The organism is Paenibacillus sp. QJM3NY_38, from assembly GCF_056173265.1.
This window is the reverse complement of sequence record NZ_CM149665.1, coordinates 1,295,378-1,320,635: the sequence shown is the minus strand read 5'-3', so window position 1 is coordinate 1,320,635 and position 25,258 is coordinate 1,295,378. Positions and strand designations below refer to the sequence as shown.

At 48.2% G+C, this 25,258-nt stretch carries 24 protein-coding genes; 8 read left to right on the top strand and 16 right to left on the bottom strand.

The genetic code is table 11. The features are described 5' to 3' along the window. Window positions 1-216 precede the first annotated feature (216 nt). From AC0VZ8_RS05790 to AC0VZ8_RS05780, 3 genes are all read right to left on the bottom strand, one after another. Window positions 217-405: a hypothetical protein gene (locus tag AC0VZ8_RS05790; RefSeq protein ID WP_074961888.1), complete on the bottom strand. Its 189-nt coding sequence runs from the start codon at window positions 403-405 to the stop codon at window positions 217-219. Window positions 406-625: 220 nt separating this feature from the next. Further along, window positions 626-1,168, bottom strand: a complete 543-nt coding sequence (locus AC0VZ8_RS05785) for a histidine phosphatase family protein (protein WP_475486327.1) — start codon at window positions 1,166-1,168, stop codon at window positions 626-628. Window positions 1,169-1,183: 15 nt separating this feature from the next. Then, window positions 1,184-1,630: an NUDIX hydrolase gene (locus AC0VZ8_RS05780; RefSeq protein WP_475486326.1), complete on the bottom strand. Its 447-nt coding sequence runs from the start codon at window positions 1,628-1,630 to the stop codon at window positions 1,184-1,186. 239 nt (window positions 1,631-1,869) lie between these two features. Between AC0VZ8_RS05780 and AC0VZ8_RS05775 the strand changes: the two genes are divergently transcribed. After that, a complete protein-coding gene (locus tag AC0VZ8_RS05775) occupies window positions 1,870-3,108 on the top strand; it encodes an MFS transporter (RefSeq protein ID WP_475486325.1) in 1,239 nt (412 codons plus the stop codon). A gap of 83 nt (window positions 3,109-3,191) precedes the next feature. Here the strand turns inward: AC0VZ8_RS05775 and AC0VZ8_RS05770 are convergent, their stop codons facing one another. Next, window positions 3,192-3,437, bottom strand: a complete 246-nt coding sequence (locus tag AC0VZ8_RS05770) for a PepSY domain-containing protein (protein ID WP_071221344.1) — start codon at window positions 3,435-3,437, stop codon at window positions 3,192-3,194. Window positions 3,438-3,672: 235 nt separating this feature from the next. Between AC0VZ8_RS05770 and AC0VZ8_RS05765 the strand changes: the two genes are divergently transcribed. Beyond that, window positions 3,673-4,191 (top strand): cupin domain-containing protein, encoded by a 519-nt coding sequence (locus AC0VZ8_RS05765; RefSeq protein WP_475486324.1) that lies wholly within the window; start codon window positions 3,673-3,675, stop codon window positions 4,189-4,191. Window positions 4,192-4,216: 25 nt separating this feature from the next. After that, window positions 4,217-4,945, top strand: a complete 729-nt coding sequence (locus tag AC0VZ8_RS05760; protein WP_475486323.1) for a class I SAM-dependent DNA methyltransferase — start codon at window positions 4,217-4,219, stop codon at window positions 4,943-4,945. Between the two features lie 114 nt (window positions 4,946-5,059). On the opposite strand, the gene AC0VZ8_RS05755 is transcribed toward AC0VZ8_RS05760, so the two are convergent. From AC0VZ8_RS05755 to AC0VZ8_RS05730, 6 genes are all read right to left on the bottom strand, one after another. Beyond that, window positions 5,060-6,532 (bottom strand): DEAD/DEAH box helicase, encoded by a 1,473-nt coding sequence (locus tag AC0VZ8_RS05755; protein ID WP_475486322.1) that lies wholly within the window; start codon window positions 6,530-6,532, stop codon window positions 5,060-5,062. A 211-nt stretch (window positions 6,533-6,743) separates the two neighbouring features. Continuing rightward, window positions 6,744-6,929, bottom strand: a complete 186-nt coding sequence (locus AC0VZ8_RS05750; protein WP_411553042.1) for a hypothetical protein — start codon at window positions 6,927-6,929, stop codon at window positions 6,744-6,746. Window positions 6,930-7,144: 215 nt separating this feature from the next. Then, window positions 7,145-8,020: a radical SAM/SPASM domain-containing protein gene (locus tag AC0VZ8_RS05745; protein WP_475486321.1), complete on the bottom strand. Its 876-nt coding sequence runs from the start codon at window positions 8,018-8,020 to the stop codon at window positions 7,145-7,147. Window positions 8,021-8,322: 302 nt separating this feature from the next. Further along, window positions 8,323-9,747, bottom strand: coding sequence for a M56 family metallopeptidase (locus tag AC0VZ8_RS05740; protein WP_475486320.1), 1,425 nt, complete (start codon window positions 9,745-9,747; stop codon window positions 8,323-8,325). Between the two features lie 8 nt (window positions 9,748-9,755). Next, complete coding sequence (locus tag AC0VZ8_RS05735) at window positions 9,756-10,130, bottom strand: BlaI/MecI/CopY family transcriptional regulator (protein ID WP_071221350.1); 375 nt, start codon at window positions 10,128-10,130, stop codon at window positions 9,756-9,758. Between the two features lie 261 nt (window positions 10,131-10,391). Further along, window positions 10,392-10,619: a glycine zipper domain-containing protein gene (locus tag AC0VZ8_RS05730; protein ID WP_071221351.1), complete on the bottom strand. Its 228-nt coding sequence runs from the start codon at window positions 10,617-10,619 to the stop codon at window positions 10,392-10,394. Between the two features lie 247 nt (window positions 10,620-10,866). Between AC0VZ8_RS05730 and AC0VZ8_RS05725 the strand changes: the two genes are divergently transcribed. From AC0VZ8_RS05725 to AC0VZ8_RS05705, 5 genes are all read left to right on the top strand, one after another. After that, window positions 10,867-11,889, top strand: coding sequence for an ABC transporter substrate-binding protein (locus tag AC0VZ8_RS05725; RefSeq protein WP_475486319.1), 1,023 nt, complete (start codon window positions 10,867-10,869; stop codon window positions 11,887-11,889). A 22-nt stretch (window positions 11,890-11,911) separates the two neighbouring features. Next, entirely contained in the window at window positions 11,912-13,021 is a 1,110-nt protein-coding gene (locus tag AC0VZ8_RS05720) for an ABC transporter ATP-binding protein (RefSeq protein ID WP_260064845.1), read from the top strand. Then, window positions 13,018-14,673 carry an ABC transporter permease gene (locus AC0VZ8_RS05715; RefSeq protein WP_216533079.1) on the top strand — a complete coding sequence of 552 codons (1,656 nt, stop codon included), beginning with the start codon at window positions 13,018-13,020 and terminating at the stop codon, window positions 14,671-14,673. The genes AC0VZ8_RS05720 and AC0VZ8_RS05715 overlap by 4 nt, the downstream gene beginning before the upstream one ends. A 140-nt stretch (window positions 14,674-14,813) precedes the next feature. Continuing rightward, complete coding sequence (locus tag AC0VZ8_RS05710) at window positions 14,814-16,514, top strand: sensor histidine kinase (protein WP_475486318.1); 1,701 nt, start codon at window positions 14,814-14,816, stop codon at window positions 16,512-16,514. Continuing rightward, window positions 16,507-17,295, top strand: coding sequence for a response regulator transcription factor (locus tag AC0VZ8_RS05705; RefSeq protein ID WP_260064851.1), 789 nt, complete (start codon window positions 16,507-16,509; stop codon window positions 17,293-17,295). Before AC0VZ8_RS05710 ends, AC0VZ8_RS05705 begins: the two co-directional genes overlap by 8 nt. A 99-nt stretch (window positions 17,296-17,394) precedes the next feature. On the opposite strand, the gene AC0VZ8_RS05700 is transcribed toward AC0VZ8_RS05705, so the two are convergent. The 6 genes from AC0VZ8_RS05700 to AC0VZ8_RS05675 form a co-directional block, all read right to left on the bottom strand. Continuing rightward, window positions 17,395-17,946, bottom strand: a complete 552-nt coding sequence (locus AC0VZ8_RS05700) for a delta-aminolevulinic acid dehydratase (protein ID WP_475486317.1) — start codon at window positions 17,944-17,946, stop codon at window positions 17,395-17,397. A 93-nt stretch (window positions 17,947-18,039) separates the two neighbouring features. After that, window positions 18,040-18,897, bottom strand: a complete 858-nt coding sequence (locus AC0VZ8_RS05695) for a hypothetical protein (protein ID WP_475486316.1) — start codon at window positions 18,895-18,897, stop codon at window positions 18,040-18,042. 205 nt (window positions 18,898-19,102) lie between these two features. After that, window positions 19,103-20,578, bottom strand: a complete 1,476-nt coding sequence (locus tag AC0VZ8_RS05690) for a multicopper oxidase family protein (RefSeq protein ID WP_475486315.1) — start codon at window positions 20,576-20,578, stop codon at window positions 19,103-19,105. 54 nt (window positions 20,579-20,632) lie between these two features. Further along, window positions 20,633-21,589, bottom strand: a complete 957-nt coding sequence (locus tag AC0VZ8_RS05685) for an SDR family NAD(P)-dependent oxidoreductase (RefSeq protein ID WP_475486314.1) — start codon at window positions 21,587-21,589, stop codon at window positions 20,633-20,635. A 638-nt stretch (window positions 21,590-22,227) separates the two neighbouring features. Beyond that, entirely contained in the window at window positions 22,228-22,479 is a 252-nt protein-coding gene (locus AC0VZ8_RS05680; protein WP_071221372.1) for a hypothetical protein, read from the bottom strand. 626 nt (window positions 22,480-23,105) lie between these two features. Then, entirely contained in the window at window positions 23,106-25,205 is a 2,100-nt protein-coding gene (locus tag AC0VZ8_RS05675) for a bacterio-opsin activator (RefSeq protein WP_475486313.1), read from the bottom strand. Window positions 25,206-25,258: the final 53 nt, after the last annotated feature.

The following is a 25,258-nucleotide window of genomic DNA, read 5'->3' as shown; positions in this document are numbered from 1 at the left end:
GATATGTTCACTCCCTAAACAATTTGACGAACATCTAATTTACGTTTCATTAAATCAGATATTATCCCATCCGAAATTCAAAGTAAACCTTCAGTAACGCCCGAACTTCACAGAACATGAAAATAGCCCGCTCCATTGTTATAAAGGAGCGGGCTGCTGCATGACTATCGTTTCTCAAGTTTCGTATTCACATGCAGTTAACCGACGAACCGCGTCTTACACGACAGCAGCGTCGACTCTGGACTGATCGGCATTCTGGCATCTCTTGCATACCTTCAGCGCCGTGCCGTCCGACTTGTTGGCGACGTAGAGGAGCTTGATGCGAGAAGTACTGCATACCGGGCATGTGCCGCGGCCACGTGATGGCATACTCCAGAGTGCGCGGCCCCGTTTTGTTTTGGCCATGTTTCGTATCCCCTTTATTTCATAATCTCTCTAATGTTGTTGCGAACCCATGCAATGCACACAGTTTGTCCTTATTGCGTTTATTCTTTGTTATGAGAATTGTATTCCTCAAGGCGAGCAAGCTGGATATCTGTGCAACTCCATTATAGGGGACGACCTGTCGTCAAATATAGGGAATAAATGCTTATGAATTCTTTTTTACATAAGTTGTTTCAAGCCTTCATGAGGTCCATATTCGTTGTATGCCAGGTACATCTTGCAGAAAGCTAAGACGGTATACATCAGGATTGGACAAGCCCTCCCACTCCCTGAATCCAATTCGGTTGTCGTAATGCTTCAGCAGAAGCGAGATCAGGTTGCCGTGCGACACGATGACAGCATTCTGGCTGGAGCTCTGCTGGATCTCCTCCACCACACGAACGGCGCGGTGCATGGCTGTACGACTTGATTCCCCGCCTTCATAACACATATCCAAATCATCGTAAGTTCGGCGAAGCATCTCCCGCCAAGCAGGCTCATTGCGACCCGATAGAATTCTCTCCGTTAATCTCTCATCCATCACGACTTCCACGCCAATGAGATTCGCTAAGGGTTTTATCGTATCGCAGGCTCTACGGTAAGGGCTCGATACAATATGATCAATCCCTTTATCCGAGAGAAACTCCGCAAGTTCAAGCGCTTGCTGAATACCCTGCCCGGTTAACGGAGCGTCGGCAGCTTGTCCCTCCGCTTTGCAATGTCGCACAATAAATACGTTTTTCATGAAACAGTGCCTCCTTTACAATCCAATATTACCCTTGAGCCCTTGATAGCTTCCGGACTCCGGAAATCCGTGCTGAACGATCGTCATAAACTTCTCGGTGAACCCGTAGCTTGTTAAATCTGCGATTGGGATCAAAACCACATCACCTATGGGATTGGAATCAAACTCGTTCGATGGGAGTCGGATCTCACCCTCTAAGCGTTCCAGCAAAAAAGTAATATGTAACAGGGAGGGCGATGAATCTGGTTTATCACATAGGTACAGGAGTTTCTTCACTTTGGTGGTCAGTCCGGTTTCCTCTACCATTTCCCGAACCATGGCTTCTTCCAGGGTTTCCCCCTGCTCTACCCTTCCTCCGGGAAGCGACCAGCCACGTTCTGCCGAAACGCTCTGTTTGACCAGCAAAATACGTTCGTCTTCAATCAGGATTCCGGTCACTCTAACCTGCAACAGGTTGTTCATTATCACACCTCCAGCTCGTTGGATTCTTCTTATTTTATTACTTTACACGATACGGACCGTTGTTGATAAGGGGGGACGGTGTTTCCGCTGATGAACCAACTTCCATTCACACAGATATTCCAACATTGTTCTCTGAATGTAACTAAGCAACTTTAGTTGTTTTTAACCTGTTGACTCTCACCTTACAGGAGACCGCAAAATAGGTTCCAGCCATTGATTCTGTAAGGAGGAATATCACCGTGCCAAGCTCCATCCGTTTACTACGCAACGCCTTCGTCCGAGCGATCCTGATTTCCAATCTATGCTCCCAACTCGGAATATGGATCCGAAATTTTGCCGTTCTGCTGTATGTCATGGACATGACAGGCGGGAATGCTTTTGCCATTTCCATGATTTCCGTCGCCGAATATGGACCGATCTTTCTGTTTGCGTTCATAGGGGGTGTATTCGCTGACCGTTGGCGTCCCAAAGCAACCATCGTCTGGTGCGAGATACTCAGTGCCTGCTCCGTCTTCATCGTGTTTCTGATGCTGGAATCCGGCTCGTGGGGCGCCGTATTCTTTGCGACCTTATGCTCCTCCATTCTGTCGCAGTTCGCCCAGCCCTCTGGCATGAAGCTGTTCAAAATCCATGTACCGGACGAGGTTGCTTCCATTGGCATGTCGCTGCTGCAAACGCTGTTCTCTCTCTTCATGATCATCGGCCCGATTCTGGGCACATGGGTATTTCAGCAATGGGGCATATCGACTGCCCTCGTGTTTACGAGCGGGTTGTTCATGTTATCTGCCCTAGCCATGCTGTTTGTGCCTAAAGACCAAGAGACATCTATAAACACAGCAGCAGCTCCCTCCATCCATCAAGATATGGTCGACGGCGTTCGTTATGTTTTATTCAAAAGAGACCTGCTGCGGCTAAGCCTCTGCTTCATGGTTGTGGGTCTTGGGGTGGGGTTGATCTCCCCGCTCAGCGTATTTCTGGTAACCGAACGCTTAGGCTTGTCCGCTCAGGACTTGCAGTGGATTACCATCCCTTACGGAGCAGGCGAAATCCTGGGCGGAATCGTGACGTTTATGCTCGCATCCCGAATCGCTCCCGGACGGTTACTGATGATGGGACTGATCGTGAACGGCGCAGGCATTCTCCTGCTGGGTCTGTCGACGGTCCTCTGGCTGACCATGCTCTCGCAATTCCTGATTGCGCTGCTGCAGCCGGCTATTTTTATCGGGAACCACACCTTGGTCATGCAGCAAACGGAACAAGCCTACATCGGTCGGGTTACAGGCTTGCGCACGCCGCTCATGACCGGAGCCATGCTGATCACAATGGGATGCTCCGGTCTATTGAAGCAGGCCATGTCACTAACCTCCGTATACGCTTTGGCTGGCGCATGTTTTCTCGTTGGATTCTTGATGATCATCCCACTTCTCCGTGATGGGAATCACACAATGTCAGGACCTGGTGAAGCAACCGAGACTTAACATTCTACACAAATACAAAACCGAGCGAAACGATGACTTCAGCCGTCTCACTCGGTTTATTTGCTTTTTTAGTCAATGACGTCTTAATCCGCGTCGTCTTCTTCCTCCACCTTTAAGATTCTTCCCGATTTTGCGAGAATTTCGACTTCAAACAATCTGTTATCGGATGTCAGAATAAATATTTCATAAACCAACACGCCGTGCTCCAGATCCATATCGATATGAACGATTTGACCAGGCACACGGGCAAGTGCGATTTCTTGAGCTTGCTGCATGGAGACTCTCTGCCTGGTCATCGGCCCTGATACTTGATAGTAATTTCCGTACATTCGGAAGTAACCCCCTCAATAAAAATGTCCGCTCATGTACCATATGAGAGAGGCTGCTCCTTGGTGCCCATTGACGTCGTCTGATAATTTCATTGTTCGCGTGGATTCATATCGGCACGATAATTTATATCTTAAATCATAGCCTAGGTATTATTCCGGGAGGAACGTTCCGTTATAATGAACCATAAGGAAAAACATCCCCTATTATCCAAAATAACGGATCGAGGTGAGTCATGTGACAGGAAAAACCCTTGTTCATCCTGATGGTCGAACCGTAACTTTACTCGACAGCGGCACAGACGACCAAGGGGACTATCTCTTGGTACAACATACGATTGTTAAGCAAGGTCCGATGAACGGCCCGCATTGGCATCCGGTTCTGCAAGAAACATTTACTGTACAAGAGGGGCTTATGCGATTTGTGATTGACGGAGAAGAGACGATCGTTGAGCAAGGGGGGCAGGCCCGCATCCTTCCGACTCAGATTCACCAATTCTGGAATGTTAGCAAAGACCGACTGGTTGCCCTGCATGAGATTCGCCCTCCGGGACAACATTGGAACATGTTTGAGCTTGTTCACAAATTGGAATGTGAAGGCAAACTTAACAACAAGGGGATTCCGTCGAACCCTTTATGGCTTGGTGCCGCTTGGAGAGTTATGGATGGGTACCTCGCGGGACCGCCCCGGATTTTGCAGACGGCTGTGTTAGGTGGATTAGCACGGCTGGCTGATCTTCTGAAATATCGAGTGTAAGGATCATTCCAAGCAGGAGGTGCCTATGAGCTATAACGGATCCGATTTTTATGACAACCATTCGAACTTTGAGAACTACATGCAGCGACGGCAAGGGCAGGAGAACGCCAACGATACATTGGAGAAGCCCGTCATCTGGCAGCTGCTGGGAGATGTCTCAGACCAGCTTGTATTAGACCTGGGTTGCGGCGATGCTGGCTTTGGCGTGGAATTGTTGGAAAAAGGATGTGCATCATATGTAGGAATCGAGGGTTCCCGTAATATGGTGAAAGCCGCTTCGAACAATCTCGCCGGCTGCAACGGAACCGTTGTACACACGAGGCTCGAAGACTTTACATATCCCCGCGATTCCTATGATCTGGTGCTCTCCAGGCTCGCCATTCATTATCTGCAGGATATCGAGCGCGTCTTTCAATGCATTTATCAGAGCTTGAAGCCAAGCGGCAGGTTTGTCTTCTCCGTCGAGCATCCCGTCATTACCTCCACGCTTCAACCGTCCGGTACCAGAACGAATTGGGTGGTGGACAACTACTTCATCGAAGGCTACCGGGAGCAGCAATGGCTCGGCGGTACCGTTCACAAGTACCATCGAACCGTCGAGGATTATTTCAGGGCGATGCAGAAAGCCGGCTTTATCGTGGAGCAGCTTAGGGAATCCAGTCCCGTGCGAGAACATTTCATAAACGAGGAAACCTATGAGCGCAGGCGCAGAATTCCACTGTTCCTGTTTCTGGCAGGGAGAAAGAGCGCGTAACTCCCATTCCATTCCGAAAAAAAAGCACCCTTCCACATCACAAGTGGAACAGGGTGCTTCTTAAGTTTAGGATGATTATCTGGGATGCCGGGAACGCCTACGCGTCCTTTCCTCTTACTGGGGTCTGCCGGTCTTGCTTCCCTTATTGAATCCACCGGACTTGCGCTTACGGGCTTGACCATCCTTAGGGTTATGAACCGCTTCCGCTTTGAACTTACGTGCCATCTCTGAATACGGATTAAGAACAGCTTCCGCCTTCGGGTTACGTGCCGAATTCGTGCTCGAATGGCGAGCCGCGTCTGATTTCGGTTTACGAGCCGTGTCGGTCTTCGGCTTACGGGTGGCATCGGCCTTCGGTTTAGCAGGTCTAACTGCTGCTGATTTGGCTTTGCCGGGTTTGGCCGAGCCCGATTTCGGCGATCGGTCTACCTTGGCGGCTCTTAATGATCCTGACATCGGGAAGGCATGATCCTTCACTTCGGGAATGGACTTGCCGATTAACTTCTCGATATCCCGGAGAAAAGGCACCTCGTCCACTTCGCAAAACGATATCGCCGTTCCGCTCAGTCCCGCACGCCCCGTCCGGCCAATCCGGTGAACGTACGTTTCCGGAATGTTCGGAAGGTTAAAGTTAATAACATGCGACAGCTCGTCGATATCAATGCCTCGCGCCGCAATATCCGTAGCCACCAGAACCCGGGTCTCCCCGCTTTTGAAATTTTTGAGTGCCGTCTGACGGCTGACCTGCGATTTATTTCCGTGAATGGCTTGTGCCGAGATGTTCACCTTCGTCAGGTCACGCACAACCCGGTCAGCCCCGCGCTTTGTACGTGTGAAGACCAAGGCCGACACGATGGATGGGTCCCTCATCAGCTCATTCAACTGCTTCTGCTTATTTCCTGTTTCCAGCAGGTACACCGATTGCTTGATCCGTTCGGCCGTTGATGAAACCGGCGTAATCTCTACTTTTACAGGGTTTTGCAATAAGGTTTTGACAAGCTGGGTAATCTCCGCAGGCATGGTAGCCGAGAAGAACAGCGTTTGTCTTTTGCTCGGCATTTTGGCAATAATTCGTTTTACGTCATGAATAAAGCCCATATCGAGCATCCGATCGGCCTCATCCAGCACCAGAATCTCCACATGCTGCAAATCGACACGCTTCTGATTCATGAGATCCAGAAGTCTGCCTGGCGTAGCAATGAGGATGTCCGCTCCTTGCTGAAGCGCCCGCTCCTGTGTTTTTTGCGAAACGCCGCCAACAATGGCCGTCGACCGCAGCTTCGTGAACTGACTGTAGGCTTTCACGTTATCCGAAATTTGCAGGGCAAGCTCCCGTGTCGGCGACAATACCAACGCGCGAATACGGCGTACCATCCCCGGTTTAGGGGGTTGTTCGTTCAACAGCTGAATCATCGGTACCGAAAAAGCGGCGGTCTTCCCTGTTCCGGTCTGCGCGCAGCCCAGCAAATCTCTGCCGGCCAACACAGCCGGGATCGCCTGAGCCTGAATAGGCGTTGGCGTCTTGTAATTCTCCTTCGCTAAAGCCTTGAGAATCACGGGGGATATATTTAAATCTTGAAATGTCATGGGGTCTCCTTTAAGGTGAATACCTATATTGTCTCATCACGTAACATGGGGCATCTCATATAGAGTCTCCACAAGCCGTTCCTTTACGTCATAACATATAACGATACCATACATTAGTATAAAAAAAGAAGCGGAATTTTTCTCCGCCTCTTGTTTCGGCTATTATCTACCGCAAAATTTCATTCAACTCACCTTCCTTTGGACATTGATTTTACTTATTCAAGAAGAAAATTAGGAATATGATAAATATTGCTATCAGCGTAGTTAAGCATCCTGTTTGATGACCAATCAATGTTTTTCCAATGGATTGTGAGAAATTTAAAAGTGCATTTTTTTCATACTCTTTCCTTAGTTTGTTCTCAAGTTCTTCCCGTTCATGATCACGGTTGTTATTCATATATATTGCCTCCCCGAATTCCGCTATTAAGTAATTCAAAGGGTAACTCCAGCTTGAAAAATCATGTTTATCCAATTATAAGGTGAATATGCGAAAAACCCATAATAAACTAAATAATTACACAAAAAACGATCCAATTATATTATGGATCGTTTTTTATGACGGCACTGTTCCTATTTTCTAAACTTACACTACGTCTTTATATCCAGTTCCAGTTATGCCCCAAACCGCTGCCGATACCCGCATTTTCTGCATAGCTCCTCAACAGCTTCCCGGCGTGAAAATCCATCTACAAGATTGTTCGCCCGCTCCCCGTCAACGATCTCCGAGAAGGACTTCTGATGGATATTGCCCAAGTTGATGACCCCTTCCCCGTCCAGACAGCACGGCACGACCGTCCCGTCTACCAGAATGGCCGCCTGGCTGCGAAGCGCATGGCAGAAGCCCTTGCCGTCATCCTCCGGTGCCGACAAGCTCGGCCACTGGAACTCATAATCCTGGTTCAGGTAGACGCGTTCGGCTACCCTTACGCCACCGCCGGGTTCAACCTTTTCCTCGATGCGGTAGTCCAAATTGAATTCCTGCTCCAAAATTTCGAGTGTCTGGCGATTGCGGCTCTTCTCTAGGTTCGTTTGGTTGTCCTGGGTCAGATTCCACAAACGGAACGAGAAGATGACTTTATGCTCCTCGGCAGCACGAACAAAGGAAAGAATCTCCCGCAAATATCCCTCCCGATTCGTGGAGCCCTCGTGACCGTCAAAACTGTGGAGCGAGAAGTTCATCTGTCTTAAAGCCGGCTTGCCCAGCAGCTTATGCCGGTTCTTCGCGATCAACGTTCCGTTGGTCGTAATGTTGACCTTGAACCCTTTTTCATGGCTGATATCCAGCAGCTCATCGATCTTCGGATGAAGCAGCGGTTCTCCCTTCACATGCAGATAAATGTAACTCGTATGCGGCTTGATCTCATCCAATCTTCTCGCAAAGTCTTCCACCTTAATGAAGTTGGCCTTACGCTCTGTCGGCGGGCAGAACGTGCAGGCCAGATTACAGATGCTCGTGATTTCTATGTAAACTTTCTTAAACGTCTTCAAGATGTTATCCCCAATCCCTTGTCTATGATCGCATGATTTGCTAGCTAGGTCGCTTGCGAATCCTTCATATCGTACCATAGGCGGGCTTATACAGCTACAACTACAGATGCTATCAGATGCCATTATGTATGAAGTGAACAAGAGGGATCGCCTCTTCTTTAGTTTTATCAACCCATCTTATTGATAAGTAGTGTACAAACCACAAAAAAAGCACTGCCCTAATGACAGTGCTTTTTGTAAAAAATGACGGTTTCTTATTTATCAAAAATTATACTCGGCAAGTTCTTCAGGCGTTATAAAGCTTACCGTGATGGAACTACCTGGGGGAGCTCGTGTGGATCGTCTACAAGACGAGCTTCTTGTGGAGGAGTTACAATGTTGTTTCCTTCATACTCAACAACAGGTACAGGACGAGCTTCTGTTGGAGGAGCTACAACAGTGCTTCCTTCATTCTTAACTTCAGCCACAGGACGAGCTTCTGTTGGATAATCAACAACATCATTTCCTTCATTCTCAACGACAGCTACAGGACGAGCCTCTTGGGGATAATCCACGACATTGCTTCCTTCAGCGACAGCCACGAGACGAGCTTCTTCTGGCTGAGCTACAACATGGTTTCCTTCATTCTCAACGACGGCTTCAGAAGGTACCGGCCTAGGGGCCGCTTCTTGTGGTTGAGCTTCAGCATGACTCTCCTCATTTCCAATGACTTTGGGCGTATGGTTAGAAGCCCATGCCGCTGCGGATGTGCTAATTGCAGCAACCAAAAACACCGCTGTTATCGTGAGATACATCGTTTTCTTTTTTTGTTTCTTTACATTCAGCATCATCATTAGTCTCCTCTTTAATTGTTTGCCGCCACCGGATAAGGAGGCACAAAATTGCACGGGTAAATTCCTTGATCCTGCCATGACGCTTAATATCGTCTCCCCATAGCGTTTTCGCTCGGCATGGGACATCTCTTTTACGACTTCTTCATCACAAGACAGCTCGCTCCATATATGAATGTCCTTGCGAAGTATGTGCACCAAAGGGTTAAACCAATGTAAGGCGCTTGCTCCGAGCGTGAATGCTTTGACCCATAAATCTTTCCGTTTCAGATGGATCAACTCATGTCGGATCACCATGTCCACGTTAACGGTATTCTCTATAGGGAGATAAATGGTTGGTTTCCATAGGCCGACAAGAACAGGACTCCGAATGATGGAGCTGTAGGCAAGCCTGACATTGCTTTTCACACCAAGGGCTTCCTTGATGAAGGAGAGCTGTTTGGCAGCTTCGCTGCTTGTCGGAACGGTGGTACGTGTATGTTCTAGTTTCTTTAAAAATCTGCGATAACAATACATCTGCCATGCAGCAAAAGCTATAGCGCCGACTGCCCATAGGACAATTAGGGGAAGTGCTATGTTTGCTGATATGGTCTGATCTCGGATGAGCGGCTCCGGATGAATCCCTAAGTATGAACCGGGCAGCGCATGCTGCACAGTTGAAGGCAACTCGTTCACGATGGGAACGGTTGCTGTTGCATTGAATGTAAAAAGCGGCGAGATCCACTGAATACCAAGGACTACGGGTAAAAGATAAAAGCCTATTGCCATTTTGTTCATTCCATAACGCCACTTTGTAGGAAAGGCATTGACGGATACGATCCGCAGGACAAGCATGCTGGCTACGACGGCACTTCCAGCAGCGGTAAGGGTAAACAGCACTTCAAGAATCGTATTCATAAGCCCCCCTACTTTTGCGAAAACCATTGCTTCAGCTCTGCAATATCTTTATCTGAAAGCTTTTCGCCGTCATACAAAGCTGAAATTAGATTTTTAACCGAGCCTTGATATAATCCGTCCAGAACATGCTGCGTTTCCATAAGCTTATAATCTTCAGGCGAAATGCGAGGCGTATATTTATTTGTCCGCCCATCCCTCGTAGCCGTGAGTGCCCCTTTGTCCACCAAACGCGATAGGAAGGTGGAAATGGTCTGTGCCTTCCATTCTCTTCCTCTCTGGGCAAACAGAGCGAGTAATTCGGTGGATGTGACAGGCGGCGTACACTCCCAAATCACCTCCATTAGCTCCATTTCGGTATCCGATAATTTTTGAACCTGGTTCACGGTGAACACCTCTTTACGTCGTTATGCGTCCATAACGAACTTAATCACTACACGATGTAGTGATTATAACCTACTACATCGCGTAGTGATATGTCAAGCAAAGGAAGTTGAAATTTTCCACTACATTGAATCTATACGTAAAATTAAAGAACCGCGCGAGAGCGCGGTTCTTATCTACAAAACAGCTCAAATTATCGAGGGCACCTATTTTCCTTGGGTCCTCTTATTTTGTATTCGTACAGATGGTAGTGTTAACGCCGTTTATTTTGAATCATTGTCGTCATTGTCTACAGCGTCGCCAGCTTTGTTTCCCAATGCTGCGCCTGCGATACCGCCGGCAATCGTGCCGATTGGACCCAGAACGGAACCTACAGCAGCACCCACGACGCCGCCGCCAGCTGTTCCTAAAGCTTCTCCAGCTTCAATATCCATGTTGGTCGTGTCGCGGTCAGAATCAACCTTTTGATTACGATCGTTTTTATTAGCCATCCATCTCACTCCCTCAACATTGTGATAGGAACAGCTCCATCTTGCCAGACGTTGTTCCAAACCATATCTTGCCCTAAAGAGTCTAAAAGAATTCTTTAAAAGTATATCGACCCAGATCTCTTTCTACTCCAAAATAGGTTGCGTATTTTAGACGATGTTTGCGGATTATGGGATTATGTAAACGGTACCAAGCTTGCTACAATGAACATGCAATTACGAAATGAACTTTGTTCAAGGGGGATTATACATGAAAAAGCTGTCGATTTTACTGTTAACCTGCGTGTTGATTATGGGGGCGCTAAGCGGTTGCGGAAGCAGCGAGTCCGACTCGGCTTCGTCTAATAAACTCGTCATCTACAGTCCGAATAGCGAGGAGATCATCAAGACCATCATCCCGATGTTCGAGAAGCAGACCGGGATTACGGTTGAGCTTGTAACGGCTGGTACCGGCGAAATTATTAAGCGCTTACAGTCCGAGAAGCAAAACCCTTACGCTGACGTGATGTTCGGCGGTTCTATGGCCGGTTTCCGTGAAAATGAAGCTTTATACGAGCCTTACGTATCACCTGAAGACAAGAACTTAATGGAAGGTCACCGCAATACGTCGGGCTTCGCTACTCCTTATATCTCGGATGGCAGCGTGCTGCTCGTGAACAAAAATCTGATCGGCGACATCAAAATCGAAGGTTATGCGGATTTGTTGAACCCGCAGCTCAAAGGGAAGATTGCTTCCGCTGATCCGGCAAGCTCAAGCTCCGCTTTCGCCCAGTTAACCAATATGCTGAAAGCGATGGGCGGCGATTATGAGAATGAACAAGGCTGGAACTACGTCGGTCAACTGATCGAGAACCTGGACGGCAAAATCGCGAGCGGTTCCGGTGCTGTTCACAAAAGCGTGGCAGACGGTGAATATGTGGTCGGGCTTACCTATGAAGACCCTTCCAGCACCTATGTAAAGAACGGCGCTCCGGTAGAAATCGTATATCCAAAAGAAGGCGCTGTATTCCTGGATGCGGGATCTGCCATTATCAAAGATGCGCCGCATATGGACAACGCCAAGAAATTCATCGACTTCATTCTGTCTCAGGAAGCGCAGGATGCATTCGGCACGCAATTAACGAACCGTCCGCTCCGCCAGGGTACGAAGCTTGGCGACCACATGAAGCCTTATGAAGAGATCCACATGATTGATGAAGACACAGACTATGTTAGCGAGCATAAATCCGAGATCGTTGAGCGTTATGTCGATTTGTTCACTAGCGTTAAATAAACTATAGAATCAGGTGACAACCATGAGCGTAACCATAACCATTCAAGACTTAATCAAAAAATACGGCGACACAACCGTCATTCCCGAGCTGTCCCTGGAGATTAAAAAGGGTGAATTCTTCACCCTTCTCGGGCCTTCCGGGTGCGGCAAGACGACACTGCTGCGCATGATCGCCGGCTTCAACAGCATTGAAGGCGGAACCATTCATTTTAACGAGCGCGTTATTAACCAGGTTGAACCGGGCAAGCGGAATATCGGGATGGTCTTTCAGAGCTATGCGATCTTCCCTCACTTAACTGTCAAAGGAAACATCGCGTTCGGACTGGAGAATCGAAAATTATCCAAAGCGGAGATTAACGCCAAGGTGGATGATATCTTAAAGGTCGTTCAGATCGAGCCCTATAAAGATCGTATGCCAAAGAATCTGTCCGGCGGCCAGCAGCAGCGTGTTGCGCTAGCCAGAGCGATCGTTATCCGTCCGGATGTCCTGCTGATGGATGAGCCTCTATCCAACCTGGATGCCAAGCTTCGGGTCGACATGCGTAATGCCATTAAAGACATTCAGCGAGAAGTCGGGATTACCACCGTCTACGTTACGCACGATCAGGAGGAAGCCATGGCGGTATCCGATCGCATCGCCGTCATGAAATCCGGCGTGATTCAGCATCTCGGAACGCCACAGGAGATTTACCAGCGTCCTGCAAACGTATTCGTTGCAACCTTTATCGGCCGTACCAACATTCTTGGCGGTACATTAACCAAATTGGCAGACAGCTATGTCCTGCACTTCGGCTCCGGTTATATGGAAGAGCTGTCTAACATCGAGGTTCCGAAATCCGATGCCAAGGCTGATACACTTAACGTTCAAACCTCGGTTCGGCCGGAAGAGTTCATTCTAACCGAGGACCAAACCGGCATGAAAGCAACGATTGTGCACAGCGTATTTCTGGGGCAGAACACCCATTATTTTGTGGACTTGTCGTCCGGTCAACGCGTGGAGATCACGCAGGAATCGAAAACGTCACAGATCCTCGAGCCTGGCCAAGTCATCTATCTTAAAGTGAAAAAAGAGAAGATCAATGTGTATGATGCGGCAGGCGAACTGAACTATACTAGGGGCGCTCGGCTATGAGAGAGACGCGCAAACGATTTGACGTCTGGACCAACATTTCGTTACTGATCTTTGTGTTCTACATTCTTTTTCTCGCTCTGCCTTTGTTTACGATGCTGTTCAAGAGTGTGTACAACGGAACGACAGGCGATTTTTCCCTCGCCTATTTCACGAAGTTTTTCAGTAAGCCCTATTATTTAAACGCGCTGTTCAACAGCGTGAAAGTCACCGTCAGCGTAACCTTGCTTGCCGCCATTATCGCAACGCCGCTGGCCTACATCATGGCAACGGTGAAGATTAAAGGCAGTTCGGCCATCCGGGTCATGATTCTGATCTCCTCGATGTCGGCTCCTTTCATTGGCGCTTACTCCTGGATCCTGCTGCTGGGCAGAAGCGGCGTCATTACGAAATTCGTTAGCAGCACATTCGGCATTACGATGCCGGATATCTACGGATTTACGGGGATCTTGGTGGTCCTAACCTTGCAGATGGTTCCTCTGATCTTCATGTATGTATCAGGCGCACTGAAGAATATGGATCAATCGTTGATGGAAGCAGCCGAGAGCATGGGTTATACAGGCTTAGGCAAAATGCGCAAAGTGCTCCTCCCGCTCATTACGCCAACCCTGCTGGCGGGCGGCCTGCTCGTCTTCATGCGTGCGCTTGCCGATTTTGGTACGCCGATGCTGATCGGTGAGGGATACAAGACCGTGCCTGTACTGATCTTTAACGAGTTCATCAGTGAGGTCGGCGGCGATGACGGCTTTGCAGCGGCGATCAGTGTCATCGTCGTTCTGTTCGCCACCACGATCTTCCTGCTGCAAAAATTCGTAGCTAATCGTAAATCCTTTACGATGAGCGCACTGCATCCGATCGAAGCCAAGAAGAAGAAGGGCATCGGCAACATTGCGGCTCATGCCGTTATCTATCTGTATACGTTAATCGCGCTGCTGCCGCAGCTCTATGTCATCTATACTTCGTTCCTGAAATCCAACGGCAGAATTTTTGTAAAGGGATTTTCGCTCCAAAGCTATCAAGATGCTTTCAGTAATATTGGCGGCGTCATTCTGAACACGTTCTTCCTGGCCATCGTGTCGCTGGTCGCCATCATTCTGTTAGCGATACTGATTGCTTACGTAACCGTTCGAAGAAAGAATGCATTAACGAATACGCTGGATATCTTCACCATGTTCCCGTATATCGTTCCGGGCTCCATACTCGGGATTGCTCTATTGATCACGTTCAACAATAAGCCGCTTGCGCTAAGCGGAACAGCCGTCATCATGATCATTTCGTTTGTCATCCGGCGGCTGCCTTATACGATTCGATCCAGCGCGGCCATTCTGCATCAGATTAACGATGGGATCGAGGAAGCGGCGATCAGTCTGGGCGCTTCCCAGATGAAGACGTTCTTCAAGATCACGCTTCCAATGATGCTGGCAGGCGTCGTCTCCGGCGCGATCTTAAGCTGGATTACCATCATAACCGAACTAAGCACCTCGATCATTCTGTATACAGGCAAGACCAAGACCGTAACGGTTGCCATCTACACCGAGGTCATCCGCGGGAACTACGGCGTAGCGGCAGCGCTGTCAACCATTCTTACCGTCATTACGGTCGTGTCGCTGCTCGTCTTCCTGAAGCTCTCCGGACAAAAGGAAGTTTCCATGTAATGTGAAGAATTCATAACAAAAGACTACATCCAAGTCGGCACCTGCAGCATGAAGGTCCGGCTTGGATGTATTTGGATTATCTGCGGTTACCGCGAGTCAGTATAATAGGATCGAGGGCCTTATCGCAGATGGAGGGCAGCATGAAACCAACACATTATCGTAATTTCAAGGAATCAACCCGTCATTTATTTCGCATCTATACGATGATCCCGTTCTCCATCTTAATCGTATTGTTTTTGGCGTTCACGATTATTAATGGCAGAATGAACCTAACCCAAAAAACGACCGAAGCCGCCCAGTCCATCAGTCAGTCCATATCCGGCGTGTATCAGCAGTACGACGAGGAGATTCGCCGGATGGCCGTTTCTCCTACCGTGATCAATTATGTAAGCTCGCATCTGGGCAGCGAACAGGTGTACTCTGCCTTCTATGATTTCAACAACCGGCAGAAGGTAAAGAGTATTTTTCATATCGTCAATACGGACGGGGTCTTTCTGGCAAGCTCCGCCCCGGCGGATGCACTGTATTCCAATTTTGCCTTCGGCAATCTCATTCATCGGATCGATCAGCGGCCCGGCGACACGCTTACCGAAATGAACAGCTTTCGTTATTCGCATGACCGCGATACGAGCTACACGTTTGGCAAAGCCATCGTGAAGGACAAGCGGACGATAGGCTATATCATCTATCAGCTGTACGAATCCGACATTCAGAAGATGATTTTCGAACAAAATAATGAGATTGCCATGATCACGGATGAACATAACACCATCATTGCCACGACCAGCAATGTAACCAAAGGCGTTCTCAACAAATTTAGTCCCAAGTTCGATAACAGGGGACATGTTCTGCTGAACGAAGGCAAGTATTATATGTATGCCAAACGAATCCCTGACACACCGATTCAAGTCATTACGCTGAACTCCTATAAATCGGAGCAATACACCTATTATACGGTGTCTTTCTTTGTCCTTGCGGCCAGCCTGCTGCTGTGGGTGTTAATCCAGTTCCTGGCGAACAAAATGTCGACGCGAAATTCCGAATCGATCGATAAATTAATTCATGCCTTGGCACAGCTGCGCGAAGGAAACTTCAATGGCTATGTCGATATTCAGACGAATGACGAGTTTCAAATTCTGGGCGATGAGTACAATGTGATGCTGGATCGGTTGAAAGAATTGATCGAGAAAAATAAAGAGCTGTCGGAGCTTCGCACCATTATTGAGGTGAAGCAGCTGCAATCGCAGTTCCATCCGCATTTTATTTTTAATGTTCTGGAAACCCTGCGCTATGCCATTAAGATCGACGCCAATCAGGCTCAGGACATCGTGCTGATTCTATCCCGCTTGCTAAGGTACAGCATCGGACATGATCGCAATGTTCAACTGAAGAATGACATGAATTATGTACGGGATTACCTGAAGCTGCAGCAAATTCGGTTCAATGATCGGCTGGAATACAGGATTGCCGTAGCGGAGGAAACGATGGATGTATACGTCCCCAAGCTTCTGCTGCAGCCGATTATCGAAAACGCTATCAAATATGGCTATGAGAATCAAAGTGATGTGTTGATCGAGATTAACATCTACACCTCCACCGGCAAGCTCATTCTCGAGGTTCGCGACAACGGGCAAGGCATGAGTAAAGAGAGACTGCAGGAAGTGAATCAGATTTTGCAAAGCCAGACGAACACGACGCAGCATATCGGGCTGTATAACGTTCATCGTCGTTTAGTTCTTCTATATGGTGAAGAATCCGGCATCCACATTGACAGCGCGCAAGGAAAAGGCACCTGCGTGGCACTAACAATTCCTTACGAATGGAGTGGATATCATGTTTAAAGTACTGCTGGTCGAAGATGAGGATATGATTCGCAGGGGCATCCGGTTTAGCATCGATTGGGTTCAATACGATTGCATCGTCATTGAGGAAGGGTTGAATGGTCAGGATGGTTACGAGAAGATCTGCGAGCTCAAGCCGGATATCGTCATAACCGACATCACTATGCCGATCATGGATGGCATCTCGATGATTCGGGAAGGCCTCAAGCAGCATACCTTCAGCAGCATTATTATCTCCGGTTATAATGAATTCCACCTTGCGCAGCAGGCGCTCCAGTTAGGCGTGAGCGAGTTTCTGGTAAAGCCCTTAGAGGACGAGCAGCTGGTCGCGGCACTCGAATCGGCCAAAGCTAAAGTGGATTTAATCCGCAAATATGAAGTGATCTCGAACCATCCGCAGGAAAAAGAAGAGATTCTAAACAGCAAGTTTCTGGAGAAGGAAACCAAAACCTCGAAATACGTGGCCAAAATGATCGCCTATGTACAGGAGAATTATGCCAAGAAGATCAGCATTCATGATCTCGTGGAGGAGATCGGCTTAAGCGCCTATTACCTGAACCAGAAATTCAAGGCAGAGACCAGCTATACGTTTAATGAGTTTCTCAATCGTTATCGGATCCAGAAATCGATCGAATTACTGAAGTCGGGCAATAACAAAGTTTATACCATCGCGCAGGATATCGGATTTAGCGACTACAAGTATTTTATAAGCATCTTCAAGAAGTACGCCCACGTCACGCCAAGTCAGTATCAGGAGTATTTCGAGGAGAAGAATGGATAGAACGAGTAATCTAGATACTAGAGGTACTCTATCGTACTTATATTGCACATACACCCCTGCTAGGCATGAGCAGGGGTGTAGAATCTTTATCTATGATTGCTATTGTTCATACAGCCGGTACATGGATAGTTCATCACTCATCGCTACAGCTTGCGCAAAGGCTTCCTTTACGTCCCTGCCCTGCTGAACGATCTCATAGAACAGCCGCAGAACGAACATCAGCGCATCGTTGCCGTCCGGATAGTCATCCGGCCCGATATACATCTTGCAGCCCCGCTCCAGGAAAGCTTCAGCCAGTGCTGGGTCCCCCAACGAGCAGCCATTCGCGATCACCGTCTTCCCGTCCAGCTTCGCATAACGCCGAATCTCATCGGCCCCGAAGTCGCCCTTCGGCTCCTCTTCCTCATATACCTCTTCGCCGAGCTCCGGCATGATCAAGCTGCCTTCATCCCCGTGAAAATTCAACAGGATCATATCGGTGCCATCATATACATCGTCGCCTGACAAGACGGAGATCAGATCATTCGGCCTCCCGATCCAGTATGTAAAAACGCGCACCCCGAAACACTCCAGAGCCGCCCTTACCGCTTGGCTCTCCATATCGCAATCCGGTCCGACGACCAGAGCGACCTGCATAACCGGCTTACTCACTTCTGTATCAACTCCTGACAATGATAATTATATGGATTTGGAAATGGAGCCCATTCTATTATTGCCGACCGCATTTCCTTTTTCAACCAGTCATCACACTTTTCTCAGTATCATCCACCATTGCTTATCATACGATTCGACTTCAACCTCTTCCAATCCTAGATTCGCTTCGCTAATCCAGCTTCTAGCCAGTTGGATATAGTTGCTGTGGAATTCAGAGGAATACCCCATTTCATCATATCCAGAATAAGTAATGTTATCGAATATCATGTATCCCCCTCTTTTTAACTGCTTACGGCTTGTGTCAATGATTTGGATAAACGCATGATATGCTGCATCCTTCAATATGCCTTTTCGGTGATAATCCATAACAGCTTGTAACATTTGAGGCTCGATTGTCCACCAATCTTGATTTACTGTATCAATGCCCTCACGATCCGCGATAATGGTCTGGATGATATCGTTAATAGCGTGGTGATAAGCGACAACGTCAAAAGAGGACTCCGGATAATATAAACCGACATTGGCTGCATCGTCCTCAACAACCCGTATACTGACGTCCATCCCTTTCGTTTTCTCCTGAAAGTTTCGTGTCAGATCCCTGTTGAGATTGGCAGTCACATAGGTGCCCATGTTGTTGGAATAAGCATCTAAAGCCTTTGGAATGTAAACAACATCACCGGCACCAACCTCCAAAAGACTTAACGCACGGGGCATATTCAGCTCCATGAAAAGATTCTGCCAAGAGGCCGAATAATACAATTGAAGATATTCGAATACCCTCTGCTTGGATATACCTATCGGTACGGCTAATATGTCTTTCAGTTTGTTTTCCATTTGGACCGCGTTCATCTGTTCTAATTCAGAAATCATGTGCTGTGAAAAGTCACGTTTCAGAATATCGTTAAACACGCCTGCACTCATTCTCTCTGCTAGCGTCTGCATATCCATTAGCGTATCCCTCTCTTCGTATAGTTTCTAGAGTATATTCGAATTCATGGTGTTTTTTCCTCTTTATATTATTGAAGAAACTTTCCATATCATGATGATGGCTGGCGGCTATTTAATAACGCAAAAATGCGCCCAGCTGGGAGCTGGGCGAAGGGAAACAATATGAAGCTTTTCATATCAGGATAAGCGTCTTCCCTAGTTCCGATCATAAGTCCGGTAAATTTCCCGATTTTGTCCCGACCCGAAATGGCGTCGAAATACCTTCATAATTGAACATCATGCTCATTCCCATAGATGCGTGCATCAGATTGTGGCAATGCATCATCCATAGTCCCGGGTTATCCGCCTTTACGTACACCTCGTAAGTATCACCTTCTTGCGTTAATAATGTATCAAGATATACGGGACTTCCGCTCAAAGCCTGGCCGTTATGGCTTAGCACCTGAAATATGTGCCCATGCAAATGAAAAGGGTGGTCACCTCCGCCAGCATTCGTAATCGTCATTTTTACACGCTGGCCTTCCTTGACCACCAGAGGTGGTATTTCATGAAAACTTTTTCCGTTAATGGAGTTGATGAACAGATTCTGATCGAGCTTTAAGGTATAGGACTGATCGTAGGTTAATTTGTCTACAGGAGCATTCGGATCTGGTTCTCCATAGTCGGTCCATCTGAATAAGCTGTGATCCGAACGGATCTCCGGTTCGCTACCGGTCCCGAGTGTCACCTTCAAACCTGATTCACTCGTGACGACAACTTTACCTTGCTGCGGCATCTCAAAGAGAAGATCATAACGCTGGCCCGCTCCCATTAGAAATTTATAATGCTCCAGCATCCCCGGTTCGTGGAGGTCATGGCCATCCATCGCAATTATTCGGTAAGTGGCCCCGTCGACGCGAATCGTTTCCGTTTCGTTCGCAGCATTGATCATCCTCAGTCTGACTTTCTTTCCGGGAGCCGCCTCGATATGCGTTCCCTTTGTTGAACCGTTCATGAGATAAGTTCCATTTAACTGTTGGATAAGTATCGTTTCCTCCTGATCGTATTCGAACCGATCCTGCTGAGGATCGACAATGAAATTCCCCAGCAAGCCTTTTTCAACCTGGATGGAGCTAGCCTGATGAGAGTGATACCAATACGTTCCGGGAGAGTCTGCTATAAATTCGTACGTATACTGCTCTCCGGGCTTTACGGCATCCTGCGTCACACCGGCTACTCCATCCTGCGAACAAGGAAGAACAATCCCGTGCCAATGGATGGTAACCCCTTCTTGAATGTCCTTGTTGTCTAACACAACACGGACTCTTTCACCTTCGGCAACTCGAATTTCTGGTCCTGGCGTGAGGCCGTTGAATGTCCAAACCTTCTCGATATCACCATTATCTAATTTTTTCTCGCTCTGTGAGGCCGTGAGCCGAAACTCGCGTACGGGTGCGTCGCTCTCCCCCTCTGTAATTGCTTCGCATGACCGTGTCGCCAGTGAAGCCTGGTGGGTTGCTGCAGAGGCGGTTCCATGCTGATGGCCCGCCATCCCTTCCATGTGATGCATTTCGCCCATGTTTACTTCATATGGTTTTTGCATGCGAATTTGCCAAAAGTACGTACCAACCATCACACCCAGCAGAATCACCACTCCCAACCCCGCTATACCGACCTTCCCTTTCCAAGTTAGCCTCCGCATAAGCTTTCACTCCTTTTTATGATTGATCAATCAATTACTTGTTTATAAAAATGTTCATCGTTTTTTCTGCAGTTCGCGAATCGTTGCGGCAATTCCATCCGCCGGCTTCGTAGCCGGAATTGGGCCGATAAAACGCTTATATTTATCCCCGCTTAGGCGCAGGGGCTCCTTCGTTAAGTAAAGCATTTCGACAATCTCCTTCATGACGGGGACGAATAGACCGAGCAGCGACAATCCAGCCTTGCCAAGAGCAATAACAGGCTTCTTCATACCGGAGGCTTGCTGGGCGATGCGGACAATCTCATGACCGGAAATAATATCCGCCCCGGGAATATTCCAATTTTGACCATATGCCTGATCCTGTCTCGCAAGCTCTACAATCATAACTGCCGCATCAGGCAAGTACACATATTCGCGAGGAACCTTCATGTTTCCGATGAAAAATGCCATTTTGCCTGCGGCGATCGCTTCGAGTGTCCCTCCAAGATAGGATGCTTGATTTGCAGTCGGTCCGTAATAGTCCGGCAAACGAACAATCATGGCAGACACATTCTTCCATCTGCTGCTAAAGATCATCTGCTCAAAAGCAAGGCGCACTTTACCCTTTTTGGTATGAGGTTTTTTTGGATGCTCCTCGGTTACCCAATCCATCTGTCTTCTTCCATAAGGGTAAATTCCGTCTATTGCGACAACCTTCAAGCTTAATCGATTGGCAGCCTCCATGATGGCTTCGCCGAGCGGAATCAATTTACTCTCCATTTCGTGGTATGGGACGTTCGCACAATGGAACAATACCTCCGCCTCTTTTGCCGCAGATACAATGTCATCCGGCCGGTATGCATCCCCGATTGCTAATGTAAGATGTGAAGGATTGCCGAGTTCTCTTGCAAGCTCCTCCAGCTTTTGCCGCGACCGTCCAAATGCAATCACAGGCAACCCCCTTTTTACCAACTCAGCCGTAATAACAGCACCAGTACCACCCGTTGCACCCACTACAATTGCTTTTTTCATGTTCATCAACACTCCTCTTATTTGTGATTGATCAATCACTAACTTATGATCACACTATAGCAAGTTGTGATTGATTAGTCAATAACCAAATTTCAAATTTATGGCATCGTATTTCTCAAAGCTAATTATTCGGGCATATCCAACAGCGAGGAAATATTGCACAGCATCCCTCTGCCAAGAAACATCGGCAAATGGCCGAACAATTGGCCGGGACGACCGTTAAATAGCCTTACATATTCAAGGTAGCGGTTCCATTTATTCGGAAGGTCCTCTTTCCCCACTTGAAATGGGATACAGCTATTTGAATAAGGTTTATTTTACAGTTCTGTGGGATATCGACCGAGCGATTACCCAACCGTCCGCTTCGACCGGAACCGAGTCATTACCAGCCGGAGCACGGGCTGAGTGGAAGCCAATGGAGTCTCCTTTGCATCAGTACAATCAATGAGTCATATAAAACATGACGTGATCTGATAAAATTCAACAACTTCAATTAAGTGTAATATAACAATGGTATAAAGACTGTCTCAATTTTGTTTCAAGCTCATAGGAAGGTAGTCATAACGAAAAAACCGAGCGAATACAGGGAGCTGCCCTGAGTTTTCGCTCGGCTAAGATTGTGCCTATGATGTTATCAGTTATGATTCAAATGCAGTTCTTTCCGGGAATTTGCCCCCCTCCCGAACCAAACAAACCACCAATCTTTGAGCCGCTCTATCGAAATAAAATTTACTTGGAATACTTGGGTCAGGTAAAGACTCTAACTCAGCAAACTTCCTAGTAGTCTTATTCAATTCAATTTTTCCCATAACATCTTCGTTTGGACCAAATCTGTAAACAACAATATCATCATCTTCGTGTTCTTTTAATAGCAATACATACGAAGCCATTTCACTCCTCCTCAGGTGGATACCAGGGACGACCCGAATCAACTGTTCTATCGTGTGCAGTCCTATAGTCTGTTTTAAAAATACCTTCAAATTTCGATTCAAAAAGTTCAATCGTCCCAATGGTCATGTTATAGGCCATATCCTTAGCGGTGTCAAGCGGGTCTTCTACCAAGGATGTCGCCGTATCCTTCACCGAATTTGCCACGGACTTCGCACCGGTCTGCAGTCCCTGCCAGAAGTCCCCCGCATGGTCCCAGAACGTTTTGGACTCTTAGCGCCACTCGCTGCAGCTGCCGCGATCATGAGATCTTCATGCATATCGGCAGAAATAAACCGGAAGGCAATGGCTTTCAATTCCTGGCCGATAATCCTGAGATGCTCAATCGTATTATTCTCCAGAGTCCTTCATATCAATGGCATGAGAGTTTGCAATCTGGAAGAATCGTGCCTTTTGGTTCAGAAGCCCCACAGCGCTATGCTTCTTGTATCGTGCTAACCGTTTTAGCAGTATCGTGTGTATCTCTAGAAGTATAGAACTCAAAAAACGCACCTCCTAAAGAGATGCGTATTTCACTTGCAGTCCTATGCTACAACCTGCGTAAAGGTGCTATGGGATCCTATAACAATTACGCCTTTACTATGCGTGCCCAGAATCCGGACCGCATCAAATCGCTTAACACAAAAGCCAGATGTTTTTCGGCCAAACGCATATGACGGTAAAAGGTGGCTCTGCTCATATGGAAGGATGCTGCGAGCTGGCTTTTGTTCCGATCCTTGCGCAAATAACTTGCGATGAGAATTTCCTTCTCCAACAGCGTCAAAGGTTCCATCGGACGTCCGTCGGCCAGAATCCCTTGAATGATGTCCCTCACCTGCATCCCGTCCCAACCCAATTGCCGAACGACAGGGAGTTCCTCCAGCTTGTCGGGATCGAACAGCCGTTCCAGCATTTGCTTCATTACGCTTCGATCAATGGCTGGGGGATACTCATCCTCCCGCTGATGTGCCGGTTGTCCTGCTGCTGTCTCCGTTTGCCGGATGATCCGCTGAATCCACTGATCGAAGCTCGTTTGCCTAAAATCCAGCTCCCATGTCGTCAATTCGATGCCCGCATATCCCGTCGCTTTCCCGCACGCTTTGAATCCCAGAATCGACAATAAGGAATTCAACTGTGGATCCCCCGCCGCCAATATCCCCCGCAAACCGCCGGTCATGTGGACCAGCCATTGCTGCATCAGCATGGCCCCCAGCTCCTCGGGACGATACAAGGATTGTTCGGAGTTTACCGCGGATAACAGCACAAATATCGTATCGGCTGCCTCCGGTGGCAGCCGATGCAGCGAAGATACTTCCTCCCCCAGCATCCCCCTGCACCCAGGCGCATATCGTTCCAACAATGGCAAGCTCAAGGCATGCAGCCATACGCCTGCGCAGAACGCCAGCGGTATCCCTTTTTCGTCCCGCACGATAAAGATTCCTTCAGGAAAATGAGCTGCAATCTCCTCCAGCAAAACCGGGTAATCGGCAGAGTCGACCAGTTCGGACTGCCAGTCGGAACCCCGAATAGACGCCTTCAAAAAGCGCTGCAAATACGGGAGATCTTCCTGCTCGAACGGCTTATGCTCGCCGGGTTTCAGGCTTGACGAGAAATTGGCATACGCATGCGCCGAGGGCAGAAACTCACGGTACAGCTCCAAGATGTGGGCGCTCAGGTGCATCTGCATGCGTTGGTCGACCGAATGGAATCGTTCCGCCAGCAGGACGAACACCTGATGGCGAACCGATTCAAATTGTTCGGGGTTTCTGCGCGTAAAGTCATCCCGTAACATTCGAGCAACGACCTGGTGCAGCGTTATCCCATCCACCGTATCCCGTACGAACGAAAGCGCCCTCAGATGGTAATAGTCCGCCCCTTCCAAAGGTGTATCCAACAACCGGTTCAGCATGTTCTCGTCGGCAACAGGCAGAAGCGACAAAACCGTCAGCGCACGGTACACGCCAGGAGACGCCGCTTCCCGCAAAAATTCGGCGCTCAATACAGCCGGAACCTCTCGCCATACATCCCACTGCTCTACAGACTCGGAAAGCAACATATCCACGGTCAAGGCAAGCGACAACGGATGGCCTTCCGTCTTCTCGGCAATAGCCCTTTGCCATTCCGCAGACAAGCCGCTGCCGCCTAAATAATCGTAGACCTCTTCTCGAGTAAACAACCGCAAAGAGAACCTTTTCATTCGGGACTTCCATTCCGGATTCGTCTGCCATTTGAGCGGCAGTCCATTGCGCGAGGCACATACGATCAGCACGCGGGCGGACTTCAACTCAGGAAGAAATCTGGAGAACAGCCACCCTTCCAGCTTTTCGATCTCCTCACCATTGTCTATGAACAAAACGGTTCGCTGCAGCTGAAGCTCGTTAACGATGTATGGCAGCAGCGCGGATTCCGGAGCCCTGGTTCTACCGTATTCAGTTGCAAGACTCATCTCCAGACTCGCCAGAAAAGCGCCCGACGTCGTTAAACCTCCTTGCCCGTCCAGCCAAAGAGAACACACCGAGGACTGCCTTGCCGTGCGGGCCATTTGCAGCAGCAGTGTTGTTTTGCCAATGCCGCCAATTCCTGATATTGAAAAAATGGATGTCTGCGCCCGGGAATCCGCCAGCCAATCCGTGAAACTCATCATTTCCCGATCCAAACCGATAATGCGATGTTTTGCAATCTTCTCCATTCGTTACATCCTCACTCCATCCGCTTCTCGCCCGTTGAATCTTACAACTAATA